Below are 16,890 nucleotides of genomic sequence, written 5' to 3'. Positions count from 1 at the left end.
TTCCCTTAAGTAGGAAATTTAATCAACAAACAACGCAGCTATAGACCTGTACTCATGTGTATTCCTAATCGCCTTAGCAAACAACTGAGCACAACTCAATACTTTTATCTTATCTGTTTTCTTCTTTAGCGGCAATGTATCTGTTACAATTAACTGCTGCAATTGTGATTTCTCTATATTTTCATATGCTTTCCCAGAAAGAACCGCATGCGTACATAAAGCACGAACACTCTTAGCACCTTTCTCCATGAGCACATCCGCCGCCTTACAAAGTGTACCCGCTGTATCCGCCATATCATCTACTAAGATAACATCTGCACCCGTTACATTTCCGATGACGGTCATAGATGCTACTTCATTCGCCCTCCTACGCTCTTTATCACAAATCACTAAGTCCTTTTCAAAGTACTTCGCATAAGTTCTAGCACGTTTCACACCACCTACATCCGGAGATGCAAAAAGTACATTATCTAGTTTCTGCTTCTTCAGGTATGGAATAAAAATAGCCTCCGATCTTAAGTGATCCACAGGAATATCGAAAAATCCTTGAATCTGATCTGCATGTAAGTCCATCGTTATAACTCGATTAGCCCCAGCACTTTCTATTATATTCGCTATCATTTTTGCTGAGATCGGCACACGTGGCTTATCCTTCCTGTCTTGTCTCGCATAACCGAAATAAGGTATCACTGCTGTGATATAACCTGCCGATGCACGTTTCGCCGAATCGATTAACAACAATAATTCTAAAAGATTATCAGCGGGTGCAAATGTGGACTGTATAAAAAAGACAGACGCCCCTCTTACAGATTCCTCAATAATCGTTTGCATTTCTCCATCGCTAAACTTGTTAACGATTAGCTTCCCTAGTGGATATCCATAGAAATCTGCTATTGGTTCTGCAATATAACGGGAGTTTGTGCCCGAGAATAACTTTACTTCTTTCATAATATTATCATTCCAAGTGCGCAAATTTATAAATTATTACCTTAATCAAGGTAGACCAATGAAAGATTGATAAATTTACATAAATAAAATACCAAACTCATGCTAAGAATCATAATCTTATTAACCATTCCAGTTCTTATATCTTGCGCCACTAAATCAAAAGTTCCACTCAATAATGATGCTCCTCTATTAGAAGACGCCATGATTCAAAATGATGTAGATAAAAAAGCGAATATGCTTGCTCAAGAATACATCATCACGGACGGACATATTGACCTACCTTACAGATTAAAAGTTAAAAACTTCAAGCTAGATCGAGAATACATGGGCATCCCAGTTGAAACTGATGAAGGAGATTTTGACTTCGTCAGAGCTAAAAAAGGAGGTCTAAATGCACCATTCATGAGTATCTTCATTCCCTCTTCTTACCAAGATGGCCGAGCTAAATATCTAGCAGATACCTTAATCAACATGGTTACCGGCATCGCAGCAGAATTACCAGAATACTATGCAATCGCTACTTCTCCTGATGATGTCAGACAACATTTTAAAAAAGGAATCATTTCCTTACCAATGGGAATGGAAAATGGAGCACCTATAGAAGGCAAATTAGAAAATGTCCAATATTTTAAAGATCGTGGAATTTCCTATATCACTTTAACCCATGGAAAAGATAACCACATCTGTGATAGTAGTTATGATACGACTGGAACATATGGAGGCTTAAGCGAATTCGGATATACCTTAATAGAAGAAATGAACAAGGTTGGGATTATGGTAGATATTTCACACGTCTCCGACAATACTTTTTATCAAGTTATAGAAAAATCTAAAGTTCCTGTAATCGCATCCCACTCCTCCGCCAGAAAATACACTCCTGGATTTGAAAGAAACATGAGTGACGATATGATTAAAAAATTAGGAGAAAATGGTGGTGTAATTCAGATCAATTTTGGATCTACTTTTTTAGATGGGAAAGTTGCCGATGAAAGAAATAAAGCAAGAACCGACCTAACTAATATCCTAGAAGAAAAAGGACTGAGCTATAGGGATGATGCGGCAGAAGAAGTCATCGATGCCTATTATTCGAAAAATCCACTAGCTTTCTCAGATGTAGACATGGTGGCTAATCACATAGACAACGTTGTTAAACTAGCTGGAATAGATCATGTAGGCTTAGGTTCAGATTTTGATGGCGTAGGTGATTCATTGCCTACGGGACTGAAAGACGTCTCAGAATATCCCAATTTAATTGCAGAACTGTTAAGAAGAGGTTATTCCGATGAAGATATTGAAAAAATTTGTTCTAAAAACGTATTTAGAGTCTGGCAATCCGTTTTAGATTACGCTGAAAAGAATTAGTCGATTTTGGGACTAATTAAAAATTGATAAAATCTATCTATAAATTGGTTTAGTACTTAGAAAATACTAGTTTTCTTATCGAAAAAATTTTATCGTATTTAAACAATTTTTTAAACTTGCAAATTCTTTAATAAACAGAAAAAATAGATATGTCAGAAGTAGATATAGAGTTGCTGAATCAACAAATTCATCAAGCGAGTGCTTTCGTCGATGATATAAGAGCTGAAGCTTCAAAAGTAATCGTTGGCCAGATTAATATGGTCGATCGTCTTTTGATAGGGCTGCTCGCGAATGGGCATGTTTTATTAGAAGGTTTGCCTGGACTTGCGAAAACACTTTCTATCAAAACATTAGCTTCTGCTATTGATGCAAGTTTTAGTCGAATACAATTCACGCCGGATTTACTTCCATCGGATATTATCGGGACCATGATCTACAATCCTGCAAAAAGTGAATTTACGGTACGACAAGGACCTATATTTGCTAATTTCATCCTTGCTGATGAAATTAATCGAGCACCTGCAAAAGTTCAGAGTGCACTATTAGAAGCAATGCAGGAAAGACAAGTTACCATCGGAAGAGACACCTTTCCACTGAAAGAACCTTTCTTGGTATTGGCTACACAAAACCCAATAGACCAAGAAGGAACTTATCCTCTTCCTGAGGCACAAGTCGATCGATTCATGCTTAAAGTCAAGGTAGAATATCCTGATAAAGCAGAAGAAAAAGCGATTATAAGAAAGGTGATCAGTGGAGAAACTACCCAGAAAATATCACCGGTAATAGATCCAGGTCAAATTATCAAAGCTAGACAATTGGTTAAGCAAGTCTACATGGATGAGAAAATAGAAAACTATATCCTTGATATTGTTTTTGCTTCACGTAATCCAAAAGAATACGGACTTGATGAAATCGAAGGATTAATAAATTATGGAGGATCTCCAAGGGCGAGTATCAACTTAGCCGTTGCCTCTAAAGCGCTTGCATTTCTAAATAGAAGGGGATATGTTATTCCTGAAGATGTAAGAGAAATATGCCAGGATGTGCTGAGACACCGGATTGGATTAAGTTATGAGGCAGAAGCTGAAAACATCACGCAAGAAGATATCATTACGAAAATTTTAAATGCAGTTGAGGTCCCTTAATTTATGCGCGACGTCAAGGAAATATTAAAAAAAGTACGGAAAATTGAAATTAAGACCAAGCGTCTTAGTAAACATATTTTCTCGGGCGAATACCACTCCGCCTTTAAAGGACGTGGTATGTCTTTCAGTGAAGTTCGGGCCTATAATTACGGTGACGACGTACGTAATATTGACTGGAATGTGACTGCAAGAACCAATGAGCCACACGTAAAAGTTTTCGAAGAAGAACGAGAGCTCACCGTGATGCTCCTGATCGATGTTAGTAAATCTGCATTTTTCGGAACTGCAGATCAGTTCAAAAATGACTATATCACTGAACTTGCTGCTGTGATCGCTTTTTCTGCCATCAATAATAATGATAAGGTAGGAGCAATTTTGTTTACGGATCAAGTAGAATTATACATCCCACCGAAAAAAGGGAAGCAACACATTCTGAGGATTATCCGAGAATTAATCTACTTCGAACCTAAAAGCAACGGTACTGATTTAAAAGAACCGCTTCAATACCTCAACAATATCATCAAAAAGAAAAGCATCGCTTTCTTAATTTCTGATTTCATAACTGGTGACTACCTTGAAAGTCTAAGGATATCATCCAGGAAACATGACATTATTGGACTGCATGTTTATGATCGATATGAAAAAACTTTACCTAATGTAGGTTTGTTAGATTTAGTCGATGCGGAGACTGGAAAAAAATATGTCATAGATAGTTCTAGCAAAAAACTTAGAGAAAATTACGAATCGAGATTTGCAGAAAGGCAAGCTTTGTTTTACAAGAATTTCCAGCATTTAGGGCTGAAAACAACTAGTATAAGTACGGAAGACGATTATATTAAAGAAATGATTAAACTTTTTAAATCTTACTAAGGTCAATGGATTTGCGGATTACAGGGATATTATTAATTATGCTAACCAGTTTTCTCGGGACTTCCCAAGAACTCATGTACAATGCATTCATAGAAGATTCTATCGCAGTAGGTAATCAAGCTAATCTTGTCATCACTTTAGAACAAGCAGATGCAGAAAGCATTAGTCAAATTCAGATCGACGCACTTCAGAAAATGAGTTTTTATGGTGCGACTGCTAGCCAAAGCGATAGTATTGTTTCTGAAGACGCTGATATTAGTATCAATAGCTTTGGACTTTGGGAAGATAAAAATAAGGATGGAATACTAACGGATACGGAAATTAAATGGGACAAAGTCCAGAATGGTGATTCTGTATTGTACCGAAACACCATTAATATTTCCTTCTTCGATGTTGGAATTTATATTTTCGATGGCTTCCCATTCACCATTAACAATAGAACTGCGAAGACTAACCGTGCGTTAATGAAAGTGACCTTTAAGGAATATGACTTAGCGGTTATCGACTCTACTGGACTTGCTCCGATAAAAGATATTGCTAGAGAAAATCTCTCAATCAGAGATTTCCTCCCCATATTGCTTTACATCTTGATTCCTCTATTGTTATTCTACTTCTTATATAAATATTACAAAAAGCAAAAAGCAAGGGACCAAGTGGAAGTCGAAGAAGAAGTCATCTACATTCCACCTGATGTTCAAGCATTGACACAACTTAAAGATCTACGAGGCAAACAACTTTGGCAAAAGGGCGAAATCAAACAATACCAGAGTGAATTGAGCCATATCATCAGAGGATATTTAGAGGGAAGGTATAGCATCAAGGCATTAGAGAACACAACTAGTCAGATCATCCGATCTATAAATGATAAATCATTTACAAAGGAAGATCAAGAAAAGCTGAAGCGCATACTGCAAATTTCTGATTTAGTAAAATTTGCAAAAGCAAAACCTGAAGTCAATATTCATGAAGAGTTTATGAATGATGCGGTAGAATTCGTTCGACGTACAAAGAAACCTATTGTTCATGAAAATGAAGAGGAAGAATGATCGGTTTATTAAGAAACATCCATTTTGAATCTCCAGCATTCTTTCTATTGCTGGCGCTTATTCCATTCATGATATGGTGGACTTTTCAAAAGGAAAATCCCCCCAGGCTAAAGATATCTAGTGTCTCAGGACTTGATAGGCCGTTTTCTATCAGAACTTTTCTAATCCCATTTTTGCCATGGTTAAGAATAGCTGGGTTAACCTTTTTTATTGTCGCATTAGCGAGACCTCAACTAACCCTCAAGGAAGAAGAAGTGAAAGCCGAGGGAATAGATATTATGATGTCTATTGATTTGTCCACAAGTATGCTTACACGTGATTTCGAACCAGATCGACTAAGTGTTACGAAAGAAGTAGCGGCAGAATTTGTTAGAAAACGTGAATATGACAGAATAGGTCTTACGGTGTTTGCTGAAGAGAGTTTCACACAATGCCCCCTAACTACAGATCATAGAGTGGTTATTGATTTTCTTGAAAATTTACAATGTGGTTTGCTAGCTGATGGGACAGCCATCGGAATGGGATTAGCAACTGCCGTTAATCGACTTAAGGATAGTCCTTCATCAAGTAAGGTAATTATACTACTAACCGACGGAGTCAATAACTCAGGATACGTAACACCGACAACGGCAGCAGAAATTGCAAAAGAGTTTGGCATCAGAGTGTATACTATCGGCGTTGGATCTAATAAGAATGCATTAGGTCCGACCAGCATTCGTAGGGACGGAACCATCATCTTCGGAATGACTAGAGGAAGATTAGATGAGCAGTTACTAAGAAAAATAGCTGACATGACAGGTGGTCGATACTTTAGAGCATCAGACGAAGCAGCATTAAAAAACATATATGATCAAATAGATCAATTAGAGAAAACGGAAATTGAGGTCAATGTTTTCAAACGATATAGTGAAGAATTCCGTTTCTTCTTTGTTATTGGATTGATGTTGATCTTATTAGAAATAATATTAAGATTTACCATTTTAAGAACGATACCATAATTCTATGTTTAGATTTGAGGAAATAAATAATTTATATTTATTGATTGGTATTCCGATATTAATCTTCTTGTTCTATTTATCTTTTAGATGGAGGAACCAGAGGATTGATCGCTTAATATCCGCTAACCTCCAAGCTTCTACATTAGGACACATATCTAATATTCGAAGAAGAACAAAGCAACTTCTTTTATTATTGTCAATTTTATTCTTAGCAGTCGCATGGGCTAATCCACAATGGGGAAATAAAAAGGCTAAAGTCCTTTCCAAAAGTGCTGACATATTTGTGCTTTTAGATATTTCACAGTCCATGATGACCCAGGATGTCTCTCCTAATCGATTAGAAAGATCTAAACGTTTTGCAGAGAAAATGGTCACAGAACTAAGAGGCAATCGAATTGGGTTAGTGCTTTTTGCTGGTGAAGCATATTTACAGATGCCATTAACTAGCGATTATGCTGCTACTTCATTGTTCTTAAGAACCGCGAATACAGAATTAGCCGGAACTCAAGGAACAGCAATCGGAGAAGCTATCGCCTTAACTTCACGAGCTTTCCAAGAAGACAATCTGCACCATAAAACCATAATCATCATATCAGACGGTGAAGATCACGATGAACAAGCCTTATCTGAAGTCAAAGAAGCTTATGATCAAGGTATCGTAACGTATACCATAGGTGTCGGAACGGAGGAAGGAGATTACATACCTTATACAACTCCTAACGGTGTGAATGATTTTAAAAGAGATGAAGCGGGCAAATTAGTTAAATCTCAATTCAACCCAGACTTACTTAAAAATGTTGCAAATGAAGGTGGTGGAAAATACTACCCTATTTTGGCCAATCAGCAAATTATAGATGATCTTAAGATAGAGTTAGAGAAATTGGATAAAAGAGAAATTGAACAAAAATCTTTCACAGATTTCGCTAGCTATTTTCAATATTTTATATTTTTTGCAATAGCACTACTCTTCATTGAGTTTATATTAAGTGAGAAGAGAAAAAAAGCATCAATTGCTTGATATGAATAGATTTATTATTAAATATTGTAAGATGAACTTGAAATATAGCGGTTTATGTCTTTTCATATTATTTTCCATTTCCTTGAGTGGGCAATCTGCTCATAAGTTACTTCGGTCTGGTGACAAGGCTTATAAAGAAGGTGAATACAATCAAGCAGAAGAAGAATACCGTAAAGCATTAGAAGAGAAAAAAGCCTTCAAAGGCAATTACAATTTAGGAAATACAATCTATCAGCAAGAACGATACGAGGAAGCGATCGAGAAGTACCAATCCGCATTACAATCCGCAAAAACCGATCAGGAAAAAAACAATTCTTATTACAATCTTGGGAATGCCTATGCGAAAAAAGGTGATCTTAAAGAAGCTATTGAATCTTATAAAGAAGCATTGAAAATAGATCCCAATGATGAAGAAACTAAGAATAATCTCCAGCAAATGATTATTCAGAAACTGCAAGAACAACAGCAACAGCAACAACAACAGCAGGATCAAGAACAAGAAGAGCAAGACCAAGAGGAGCAGCAGGAACAACAAGAACAGCAACAACAAGAAAATCAAGAGCAACAGGAGCAACAAGAGCAGCAACAAGATGCTGGAGAACAAGATATCAACGAGGATAATCCTCAAGAGCAGGAAGTCGATCCTGATGATTTAAGCAAGGAAGATGCTGAAAAGCTACTTCAGATTATTGAGAATGAAGAGAAAAAAGTGCAAGAGAAGATGAGAAAACAAAGTGGAAATAAAAAGAAACCAAAAAAGGACTGGTAAGCTTTTCCACCTTTGATTAAATTTTTAAAATACGTAAAGAGAGAATCAAATTTAAAGAACCTAAAATTGACATTAAAATGAAAACATTACTGTTATTTACATTCCTAGCACTGACAGTTGGATTTTCTAATGTCCAAGCTCAGAACGAGGAAAACATTGACAAATATATCACCGCAATCGTCGCAAGTGATACCATTCTAGATGGGAATGCTTTCGAATTTAAAATTATCATCCGAAATCTACAAGGAGACTTTACTCCACCTACATTTTCTAACTTCGATATCGTAGGAGGACCGAATATGTCGACCAGCATGCAATATGTGAATGGTAATATGTTTAGAGAATCAACTTATACATACTTCCTCAAAGCACGAAATTTAGGAGAACAATATATCGAAGAGTCCTACTTAAAACTTGCTCAAGAAGATATGGAAACAGAGCCTATTTCTGTTTATATTTTAGATAATCCAGAGCAGATCAGAAAAGATTATAGAGTTTCTTCTAAGACAGAGAGTCCTCTGATCTTTCCTTTTGGAAAACAAGGCGAACCTGAATTAAAGAAAAAGCCGAAAAGAAAATTAAAGAAAATATGAGGATAGGGATATTGCTTCTTTTTACATTTTGGTTCAGTTTCTCTTTCGCTCAGAACAACTCTGTTTTCTACGCTAATGCTAGTTCATTAAAAGTATTAGAAGGCGACAATTTCAGGGTTGAATTCATCATGAACAACATCAAAGGCACTGATTTCAAGCCGCCCGTTTTCGATCATTTTAATATTATTTCTGGACCAAATCAGACTTCTTCTTACTCTAATGTGAATGGAAAGGTTAATCAGCAATTTATATACAGCTATAATCTTCAGACCCTTAAGACTGGGAAATTCACGATAAAAGCCGCTTACTGTAATTACAACGGAGATAGACTAGCCACCGCTCCATTTACCATCACTGTTGTTAAAAGGGACGAGGAAACACTCAAGGCTTCCGGCTTACCAACTGACAAAGATATTTTCGTCAGGCTAGAAGTACCAAGAGATTCCGTATATATTGGTGAAAAAGTAAGTATTTCTTACAAGCTTTATACAAGAAAAGAGGTTCGGTCCTATGACATTAAAAAGGAAGCGGACTATTCTGGCTTCTTTGTATTGCCCCAACATTCTCGAGATAAAAAAGCATCACAGGAACAAATAAATGGCCAAACCTACAATACACAGATCCTAGAGAAAAGAATGTTATTTCCACAGCAGACTGGAAAATTCGATATTCAAGGTGCCAATGTAACGCTAGGTCTTCCAGATCCAAATAGACGAGGATCTGGGTTCTTCTTTAATTCGAATCTGAAGTCATTTCCAGTGAAGACGAATGACCTCATGATCTCCGTTATAGGGCTACCATCAGGTGCTCCGACTAGTTTCTCAGGAGCTATCGGAACTTATCAGATGGAAGCTACATTAGACAAGACGAAGTTATCTACTGACGATGCTGCTACATTGACCATTACCGTTGCTGGAAATGGAGACCCGAAATATATTCTGCCGCCGTCTCAAGAACATTTAGAAGATTTTGAGATATATGACCCGAATATCATCGAGAAAGGGGAAAGGGAAATGTTCGGAGAGATTCAGACGATTAAGCAATTCGAATACCTGATTGTTCCTAAAAAAGCAGGTCGCCAGAGTTTTCAAGCCGAATTCTCTTACTTTGACCCTGGAAAAAACGAATACATCACCTTGAAATCGAAAGTGTTTCAGCTAATGGTGGAACAAGGCAGTGGAAGCGCAAACATTGTAATTGAAAAAGAAGAAGGAAACGACCGAAACTTAACAGGAATAATGCCTGCCTTGAAACTTTCGAAACATTCAAAAGGATTATTTGGCGGACCACTACATCTTTCGATTCTAGGCCTTTCTGTTCTAGGAATTGGGTTTATATTCTGGAAGAAGAAACAGCTAGACATTGAAGCAGGAATAGATCCTACCATTAAGAAAAGGAATAAGGCTCGCAAGATCGCAGAAGAAAGACTATCACAAGCGGAAGTCTTTATGAAGGACGAGAATCATCGATCATTCTATGAAGAAATTTCTAGGTCAATGTTAGGCTTTATAGCAGATAAATTAAATGTCCCAAATAGCGAGATCTCGAAGTCGAATGTAGCGTTAAAGCTAAGTGCTCAAGGAGTAGAGGATGAAAAAGTCGCTGAAGTTAGCGCGATATTATCCAATGCTGAGCTCGCTGTTTTTGCAGGTAAAAAAGATGGCGATCTAGAGGAAGTGTATATTAAAACTCGAGATCTAATTAGTCATTTATCCGAAAAAATCTAAGCTTTCCGATCTGCGCTGAATAACTTCATGTAGACTAGCCAAGCAATAATTACAAATAAACCACTAGCTATCAGTGGGAATATTGTTCCCATGGATGCAAGTATACCTCCAATAATAGCTGGAATTAGATTTCCTAGACTTTGCATCGATTGGTTAATTCCAAGTATTTCACCTTGCTGTTCAGGCCCTGCTTGCTCCGAGACTACAGTTGTTAAGTTAGGAGACGTTATACCTATACCTATAGCAATGATCGGATTAATCAAATAAAAGACCCACCCTACTGTAGGTAATAACAGAAGGCAGACTCCTAAAGCTACAATAGGCATCGACCTAAACAATAGAAATTTCGGCTTGTACTTGAAAGATAATTTCCGAACGATCAACCCTTGCGTAATGGCTAGCCAAATCCCAACCCAACCATACAAAAATCCGATTTCCTTTTCCGACCAGCCGAATTCTTCTATCAAGTAGACAGAGAAATACTGTGTATAAAAGGTAAATCCGATCGAAAACAAAAGGACTACAGAGAAGATTCCTCTTAAATTCGGAATCTTGAATGATTTCACAATATTAAAGACTCCAGCCAGCACATTGACTTTTCCTTGCTTTTTGACCTTAAGTGTTTCCTTGAAAATAAACTGAACTAATATGATATTTACCAATGTTAATCCGGCAGTAAATATAAACGGAACGGAATGATTAAACCAAGATACTACCGTATTATCCGCCATCACTCCTCCTATCGTAGGTCCTAGAATAAAACCAACCGCAAAGGCTAATCCGACTAAACCAAAATTTCTAGTCCTTGCATCATCAGTACTGATATCTGAAATGGCAGACATGACAATAGATATATTACCACCAGTAAACCCAGGTAGTAACCTGGCGAAAAATAAGAGTGGAAGACTCTTAATAACGATTGCGTAAGCAAACAAAGAATAACCTATCAAAGTACCAATTAAGGCTATCGTCAAAATCGGCTTCCTACCATACTTATCTGACAGTGTCCCCAGAATAGGTGCTCCCAAGAGCTGCATTCCAGGATAACAAGCCAATAATAAGCCATAGTATAGCGCAACAGACGATTCTGAAGTTCCAATTCCGAAAGCAGCACCATCAGCGTAGAAAACGGAAGGAAGAACAGGGATGATAATCCCTACTCCTAGTAAATCAATAAATACCGTTATAAATATGGTAAGTAATAGTAGATTACTTGTTTTCTTTTCCAAAGTCTTTTTTAAGTTGAAGTGCCGCCATCATTTTATCATAAATGGCAGTATTTTCATATATTCCAGCGAAACTTTCAGAACCTGGACCATATGCAAACACAGGAATCATTGTTCCCGTATGGTAATCACTTGTCCATGCAGGAATAATCTCATCATGTGTAGAACCATTCCCGATTGCTAGTCCTCCTGTTTCATGATCTGCGGTCAAGATGACTAATGTATTTCCATCTTTCTCAGCAAAATCTAAAGCTCGTTTGATTACTTGATCATATTCTAACATCTCTGAAATCAAATAAGGAAAGTTATTAGCATGTCCTGCCCAATCGATTTGAGATCCTTCTATCATTAGAAAAAATCCATTTCCTTTCGAAGTTTTAGACATGTAATCTATCGCAACTTCACTTGCCGGAATTAGATAATCTCTACCAGCTTCTTTGCTTAATGGTTCTTTATCCGCTGTGAAATATGCCCACTTATCACCCATTTTCGATACATCCAGATCTTGAAAATCCTGTTCGAAGTAGTCACTTACTTGGTATCCTAATGCTCTTAACTCTGTATATAGATTACGATCATCAATTGTTCTTCTATCGAAATAACTTTTTCCACCTCCTATTATTAAATCTGCTCCACAGTCAACCATGTCTGCAGCAATTTCCTCTTTATTTGCTCTTTTGCGGTTATGTGCTCCGAATGATCCTGGTGTTGCATGTACTATTGAACATGAAGCCACTAAGCCCGTTCTGAAACCTTGATCAGATGCATCTTCCAGAATAGTTTTTACTGGAATTGTATCATGATCTACTCCTATAGCTCCATTATATGATTTTACGCCGCAAGAAAAAGCGGTAGCACCAGCAGCAGAGTCTGTTACGAGGTTGTCATAAGAATAATTTTTGTGTAATCCAACAACAGGAAAGCGTTCGATATTGAGAAATTTGTTGTTAGAATATAATCCTGCTGAAATCTGCCCAAGTCCCATACCATCGCCGATTAGGAGAATAATATTCTTAGGCTTTTTCACTATTTTATCGCTTTGCAGATTACTAGTGCTTGTACAACTTATGGTAAGTATTAGAAGTGCTATAAAGTATTTCATTGGTAACATCGTTTATTTCCTGCTAAAATAGGATAGTTAGGAATATATCCGATGAAACCAATGAAATTTTATTGTAAAATTAAAATGCGTAACCTATAGAAAGCCCTGCTCTGAATCCAATAAATGCGAACGGCAAACTTGCTTTAATTTGATTTCCATTAATCGGTAAATCATCAATATCGGCATCACTGATCTCTAGTTGATTATCAGGATTTTCAGTATTGTACTCATCTCTGATATATCTTGCAACATCTTTAAGATCTAATCCGTCTTTTTCGAAATCGTATTTCAATTTAATTCTGTGTGCATCTCCACCTAATCCTAGGAAGTGCCAATCCAAAGAGAAATGCTCTCCAAAGATCCAGTGGTAACCAATCTGTAATCCACCACCGATGGTTGCAAGATCCAGACTTAACTCAGGACTCAATGGAACAACTTCATTCTGTGGATTTATATAGTTAAAACTTGTAACCGTTTTAGTTCCATACTTATGATATTTTAAATATGGTGCTAAATAAAAACCTTCAATTGTACCTGCTTTTGCCTTTCCAAAATAAAATCTAAATTCCGGAATTATTGCGAAACCAGAAATCTTAGGATCGGTAAATGAAAATGCATCTTCTACTATATCTGAAGAAATAGTGGTTGGAAATTTATAACTTCCAGTTATTTGAAAAGACATTCTATCTCCTACGGCTTGTTCAAATCTAAGATTCGGCGCAGTGACGAACAAGCCACCTAGGCCTAATTTAACTGCTGATTGCTGTGCTTCCATACTGATGATTCCCATAAGGCAACCAATCATGATCAATGTGATTTTTTTCATTATTTTATTTGATTTTGGTTTGATTCTCTAATATTATGAACGTTATTACTTTAGTGCAAGTATTTTCGACAATGTTAACAATTCCTTACGCTTATTTAACTTTCCTATAATAAAAACAACTTTTGTGCTAATTAAGTGCCATAAATCTACTTCCAGGAAGCGATTTTATTAGTCCTTTTAATTCCATGTCTAGCAAAAGTGCTGCCATTTCAGATTTGGATAATGCTATCGAATGACAGAGGCCATCTATGCCATCTATTCCGATCTTAATTGTTTCAAGTACTTTTTGCTCTTCCCTTGTTAGATCTAGAAAAAGTGAGCGTTGTACTTCCTTCTTGGTTTTAGGTTCCCAGCGCATCATTCTTATTAATTCATCAGCAGATTCTAATAAGTAGGCCTTATGATCTTTAATTAATTTATTACACCCTTTAGAAAATGGGTCATCGATTCTGCCAGGAATCGCAAATACATCCTTACTATAGTCATTTCCAAAATTAGCCGTAATCATCGAACCTCCACTCTCTTTAGATTCCACTACGATTAATGCATCAGAAAGCATTGCTATGATTCTATTTCTGGCTGGAAATCTATCTCTGTCAGGTTTGATACTTCGCACAAATTCTGTCAGAATTCCACCTTGCGCAACCATTTCTCTTGCCACGGACTTATGTGCACTTGGATAAATCGTATCTAGTCCATGTGCGACAACTCCTATCGTCGGAAGTTTAGATTTCAAAGCAGACTTATGGGCAGCAATATCAATTCCATAAGCCAAGCCACTTATAATCGTCGCATCGGTGGATCCAAGATCTTCAACCAATTTCTCACATATCCACTTTCCTTTTTCTGTAGGACTCCGCGTACCAACAATACTGACATGTTTTTCAGCATTTAATGAAACACTTCCCTTGTAGTAAAGACATATAGGTGCATCATCATAATGTTTTAATCGATCTGGATAATCATCATCAAGGAAGTAAAGTAATTGAATATTATTCTTCCGAATAAAATCTAATTCCTTCTTAGCACTTTCTATGGTGTCTACAGATCTGATTGTCTCTATGATTCCTTTAGATATACCAGTAACTTGCTTCAGCTCTGAATCTGCAGCATCGAAAACCGCTTCAGCACTTCCTAACTGATTAATGAGTTGCTTCGCGCGAACACTTCCCACATTTTTCACCATAGACAAGGCGACCCGATATACATCCGTTTCTGCCTTTGCCATTACCTGATAAGGTTATAATATTCTTGAGCCTTATTAGAATTACCAAGCTTTTCATAGGTTTCTGCCATTGCTCTAAGTATTCTAGCATTACTTGGATCTATATTTAACCCAAACTGTAACTGGTTCAATCCATCATTAAATTTATATTGCTGATCAATGAGAATGGTCTTTCCTGTGTTATAATAAAAGTCAAGCATTTTTTGTGTATTTGCTCTTCCTTTCAAATAATCATAATACTCTTGCATAAAGGTAATCCTAGGATTCGTTTTTATAATTTCTGTAAATCCTGCTAATAACTTATCTAGATCTCTGTCATAAGCATACTCTTCTGTTAAAACGCCAGATAACATTAGATTCGCATTATGATACTCTGGATAGAGTTCTTTAGACCTTCTTACATAATGTCCAGCTAACTCTAGTGCTCTTTTCTTAGCTTCTCCCTGCGGAAGTGCTTTATATTCATTAAAATATGCTGTACCCGTGAAACAATTTGCTCTTGCACTATTCTTAGAAACTTTAATAGCCGAAGCATTTAATGAAAGCGGACTTTTCCATGCTGGTATCCTAGTAAACGTTTTATATCCATAGGCTAATGAAATAATTCCGATGGCAACGATTCCGTACAGTGGTTTTATTTTCTCTGATAAACTAGGTAGAAAATCCAGCAAAACCCATGCAATCAAAATGCACATTCCGATACTTGCCATAAATATGAACCGCTCATTCATAAATGTTCCTATCGGAAAAAACAAATTAGACACGATAGAAAGCGTCATAATGTAGAATAGAATTGCAAAGGCTGGAATACTTCTTTTTTTAATTCCCCACAGTGCAAAAACTCCCATTGCTAGATACATCACCAACGATAAAATAGGTAGGAAATCGGTCCATTCCATCGTAGGAATGTGGAACGGATAATAATCATGAGTAAGTGGATGCGGAACGATCGATAGCTTAAGATAGATAATCAATGTGTAAAATATCGTTGCATATTTCTGAGCCACCGTCATATTCACAAAGGGGTTATTCATGATATCGGTCACCACGGTATCACTGACTAAATAACCAATCACTTGAATCCGTAGAATAATATATAATGCGAAAACCGCCAATAGTGGTAGAAATATCTTAAGGATTTTCTTGATGCTTCCATTCTGAAAGAAATAAATACTCATCGGAATGACTCCCAGAAAAGTTATCGTTGTTTCCTTTGCTAGCAATCCTAAGAAAAAACTAACACATGCTAAGATGAGATTTACGATCCCACCCTTTTCCATATACTTGAGTGCATAATACAATGTTGCCAATGAACCGATCAAGGCCATGATTTCATCTCTACCTTTTATATTGGCAACAGCTTCTGTGTGAAGTGGATGCAAAGTCCATAGTAATGCTGCACCGAATCCTAAGCCTAAGTACCATTTTGCCGTTGACTTTTGAACGAAAATAAGTGAAAGAACACGGAACAATAGTAACCCACATAATCCATACAACAAAGCATTAATAAAGTGACTTACCTGCCTATTATTTTCACCTAGAATACCTCTTTCTATTGCAAATGAAACAATGGACAAAGGCCTATATCGTGAACCTACCACAAGATCTTTCTGAGACTGGAAATAACCTTGAAAACTTTCCGTCGTTAAAATTTCCCATATGCCATCAAACCCCTTTTCGGTATATACATTTTTAGTGATTACGATCTGGTCATCTAGCACATATTCATAATTCAATGTTCTTAGGTAAAGACCCATTCCTAGTAAAAATATGATTGCCGCTCCAATCGCATTTCTTTTCCAAAAACCTTCTACAAAAAGTGTTTGCTCAAATGCTGGACTAGCATTTTTCACTACTTTCTTAGGTGCTTGTACCGCTTTCGCAACCTTTTTCTTCTTCTTAGCCATCTAGGATATTTTAGACAAAAATATAATTTGATTAGGTATCAAGCTAATAAACATAGATAAAACTGACATATGAATGTTAATGTCTTAAGATTTGCATTCAAGTTAAAGTTCTGCAATTCTTGTAAAAA

At 36.7% G+C, this 16,890-nt stretch carries 15 protein-coding genes; 9 read left to right on the top strand and 6 right to left on the bottom strand.

What is annotated here, in order from left to right; genetic code table 11:
* Positions 1–18 precede the first annotated feature (18 nt).
* Positions 19–948 carry a ribose-phosphate pyrophosphokinase gene (locus L2586_RS00510; RefSeq protein ID WP_235290797.1) on the bottom strand — a complete coding sequence of 310 codons (930 nt, stop codon included), beginning with the start codon at positions 946–948 and terminating at the stop codon, positions 19–21.
* 99 nt (positions 949–1,047) lie between these two features.
* Between L2586_RS00510 and L2586_RS00505 the strand changes: the two genes are divergently transcribed.
* From L2586_RS00505 to L2586_RS00465, 9 genes are all read left to right on the top strand, one after another.
* Positions 1,048–2,310 carry a dipeptidase gene (locus L2586_RS00505; protein ID WP_235290796.1) on the top strand — a complete coding sequence of 421 codons (1,263 nt, stop codon included), beginning with the start codon at positions 1,048–1,050 and terminating at the stop codon, positions 2,308–2,310.
* Between the two features lie 149 nt (positions 2,311–2,459).
* Positions 2,460–3,455, top strand: coding sequence for an AAA family ATPase (locus tag L2586_RS00500; protein ID WP_235290795.1), 996 nt, complete (start codon positions 2,460–2,462; stop codon positions 3,453–3,455).
* A 3-nt stretch (positions 3,456–3,458) separates the two neighbouring features.
* Positions 3,459–4,325 (top strand): DUF58 domain-containing protein, encoded by an 867-nt coding sequence (locus tag L2586_RS00495; protein ID WP_348535547.1) that lies wholly within the window; start codon positions 3,459–3,461, stop codon positions 4,323–4,325.
* Between the two features lie 5 nt (positions 4,326–4,330).
* Positions 4,331–5,371 (top strand): hypothetical protein, encoded by a 1,041-nt coding sequence (locus L2586_RS00490; RefSeq protein ID WP_235290793.1) that lies wholly within the window; start codon positions 4,331–4,333, stop codon positions 5,369–5,371.
* Positions 5,368–6,369 (top strand): vWA domain-containing protein, encoded by a 1,002-nt coding sequence (locus L2586_RS00485; protein ID WP_235290792.1) that lies wholly within the window; start codon positions 5,368–5,370, stop codon positions 6,367–6,369. The genes L2586_RS00490 and L2586_RS00485 overlap by 4 nt, the downstream gene beginning before the upstream one ends.
* Positions 6,370–6,562: 193 nt before the next feature.
* Entirely contained in the window at positions 6,563–7,387 is an 825-nt protein-coding gene (locus tag L2586_RS00480; RefSeq protein ID WP_235290791.1) for a VWA domain-containing protein, read from the top strand.
* 1 nt (position 7,388) lies between these two features.
* Positions 7,389–8,156, top strand: coding sequence for a tetratricopeptide repeat protein (locus L2586_RS00475; RefSeq protein ID WP_235290790.1), 768 nt, complete (start codon positions 7,389–7,391; stop codon positions 8,154–8,156).
* 77 nt (positions 8,157–8,233) lie between these two features.
* Positions 8,234–8,749: a BatD family protein gene (locus tag L2586_RS00470; RefSeq protein ID WP_235290789.1), complete on the top strand. Its 516-nt coding sequence runs from the start codon at positions 8,234–8,236 to the stop codon at positions 8,747–8,749.
* A complete protein-coding gene (locus tag L2586_RS00465; protein ID WP_235290788.1) occupies positions 8,746–10,476 on the top strand; it encodes a BatD family protein in 1,731 nt (576 codons plus the stop codon). Before L2586_RS00470 ends, L2586_RS00465 begins: the two co-directional genes overlap by 4 nt.
* On the opposite strand, the gene L2586_RS00460 is transcribed toward L2586_RS00465, so the two are convergent.
* The 5 genes from L2586_RS00460 to L2586_RS00440 all read right to left on the bottom strand — a co-directional run bounded on the left by L2586_RS00460 (position 10,473) and on the right by L2586_RS00440 (position 16,762).
* Positions 10,473–11,705 carry an MFS transporter gene (locus L2586_RS00460; RefSeq protein WP_235290787.1) on the bottom strand — a complete coding sequence of 411 codons (1,233 nt, stop codon included), beginning with the start codon at positions 11,703–11,705 and terminating at the stop codon, positions 10,473–10,475. The two genes, L2586_RS00465 and L2586_RS00460, sit on opposite strands and share 4 nt — an antisense overlap.
* A complete protein-coding gene (locus L2586_RS00455; RefSeq protein ID WP_235290786.1) occupies positions 11,686–12,804 on the bottom strand; it encodes an alkaline phosphatase in 1,119 nt (372 codons plus the stop codon). Before L2586_RS00455 ends, L2586_RS00460 begins: the two co-directional genes overlap by 20 nt.
* Before the next feature lie 79 nt (positions 12,805–12,883).
* Positions 12,884–13,630: a DUF3575 domain-containing protein gene (locus L2586_RS00450; RefSeq protein WP_235290785.1), complete on the bottom strand. Its 747-nt coding sequence runs from the start codon at positions 13,628–13,630 to the stop codon at positions 12,884–12,886.
* Positions 13,631–13,757: 127 nt separating this feature from the next.
* Positions 13,758–14,858: a DNA-processing protein DprA gene (gene dprA, locus L2586_RS00445; protein ID WP_235290784.1), complete on the bottom strand. Its 1,101-nt coding sequence runs from the start codon at positions 14,856–14,858 to the stop codon at positions 13,758–13,760.
* Positions 14,858–16,762 (bottom strand): hypothetical protein, encoded by a 1,905-nt coding sequence (locus L2586_RS00440; protein ID WP_235290783.1) that lies wholly within the window; start codon positions 16,760–16,762, stop codon positions 14,858–14,860. Before L2586_RS00440 ends, dprA begins: the two co-directional genes overlap by 1 nt.
* Positions 16,763–16,890: the final 128 nt, after the last annotated feature.

This window comes from Portibacter lacus (genome assembly GCF_021533215.1).
GTDB classification, from domain to species: Bacteria; Bacteroidota; Bacteroidia; order Chitinophagales; family Saprospiraceae; genus Portibacter; species Portibacter lacus.
Note: the sequence above shows the minus strand (reverse complement) of the source record. Positions and strands in the feature narration are given on the sequence as shown.

Coding starts and splice junctions, on each gene's coding strand:
- L2586_RS00440 (WP_235290783.1), bottom strand. CDS start 16,762: ATGGCTAAGAAGAAGAAAAAGGTTGCGAAAGCGGTACAAGCACCTAAG.
- L2586_RS00490 (WP_235290793.1), top strand. CDS start 4,331: ATGGATTTGCGGATTACAGGGATATTATTAATTATGCTAACCAGTTTT.
- L2586_RS00495 (WP_348535547.1), top strand. CDS start 3,459: ATGCGCGACGTCAAGGAAATATTAAAAAAAGTACGGAAAATTGAAATT.
- L2586_RS00455 (WP_235290786.1), bottom strand. CDS start 12,804: ATGAAATACTTTATAGCACTTCTAATACTTACCATAAGTTGTACAAGC.
- L2586_RS00475 (WP_235290790.1), top strand. CDS start 7,389: ATGAATAGATTTATTATTAAATATTGTAAGATGAACTTGAAATATAGC.
- L2586_RS00485 (WP_235290792.1), top strand. CDS start 5,368: ATGATCGGTTTATTAAGAAACATCCATTTTGAATCTCCAGCATTCTTT.
- L2586_RS00470 (WP_235290789.1), top strand. CDS start 8,234: ATGAAAACATTACTGTTATTTACATTCCTAGCACTGACAGTTGGATTT.
- L2586_RS00465 (WP_235290788.1), top strand. CDS start 8,746: ATGAGGATAGGGATATTGCTTCTTTTTACATTTTGGTTCAGTTTCTCT.
- L2586_RS00500 (WP_235290795.1), top strand. CDS start 2,460: ATGTCAGAAGTAGATATAGAGTTGCTGAATCAACAAATTCATCAAGCG.
- dprA (WP_235290784.1), bottom strand. CDS start 14,858: ATGGCAAAGGCAGAAACGGATGTATATCGGGTCGCCTTGTCTATGGTG.
- L2586_RS00450 (WP_235290785.1), bottom strand. CDS start 13,630: ATGAAAAAAATCACATTGATCATGATTGGTTGCCTTATGGGAATCATC.
- L2586_RS00510 (WP_235290797.1), bottom strand. CDS start 948: ATGAAAGAAGTAAAGTTATTCTCGGGCACAAACTCCCGTTATATTGCA.
- L2586_RS00505 (WP_235290796.1), top strand. CDS start 1,048: ATGCTAAGAATCATAATCTTATTAACCATTCCAGTTCTTATATCTTGC.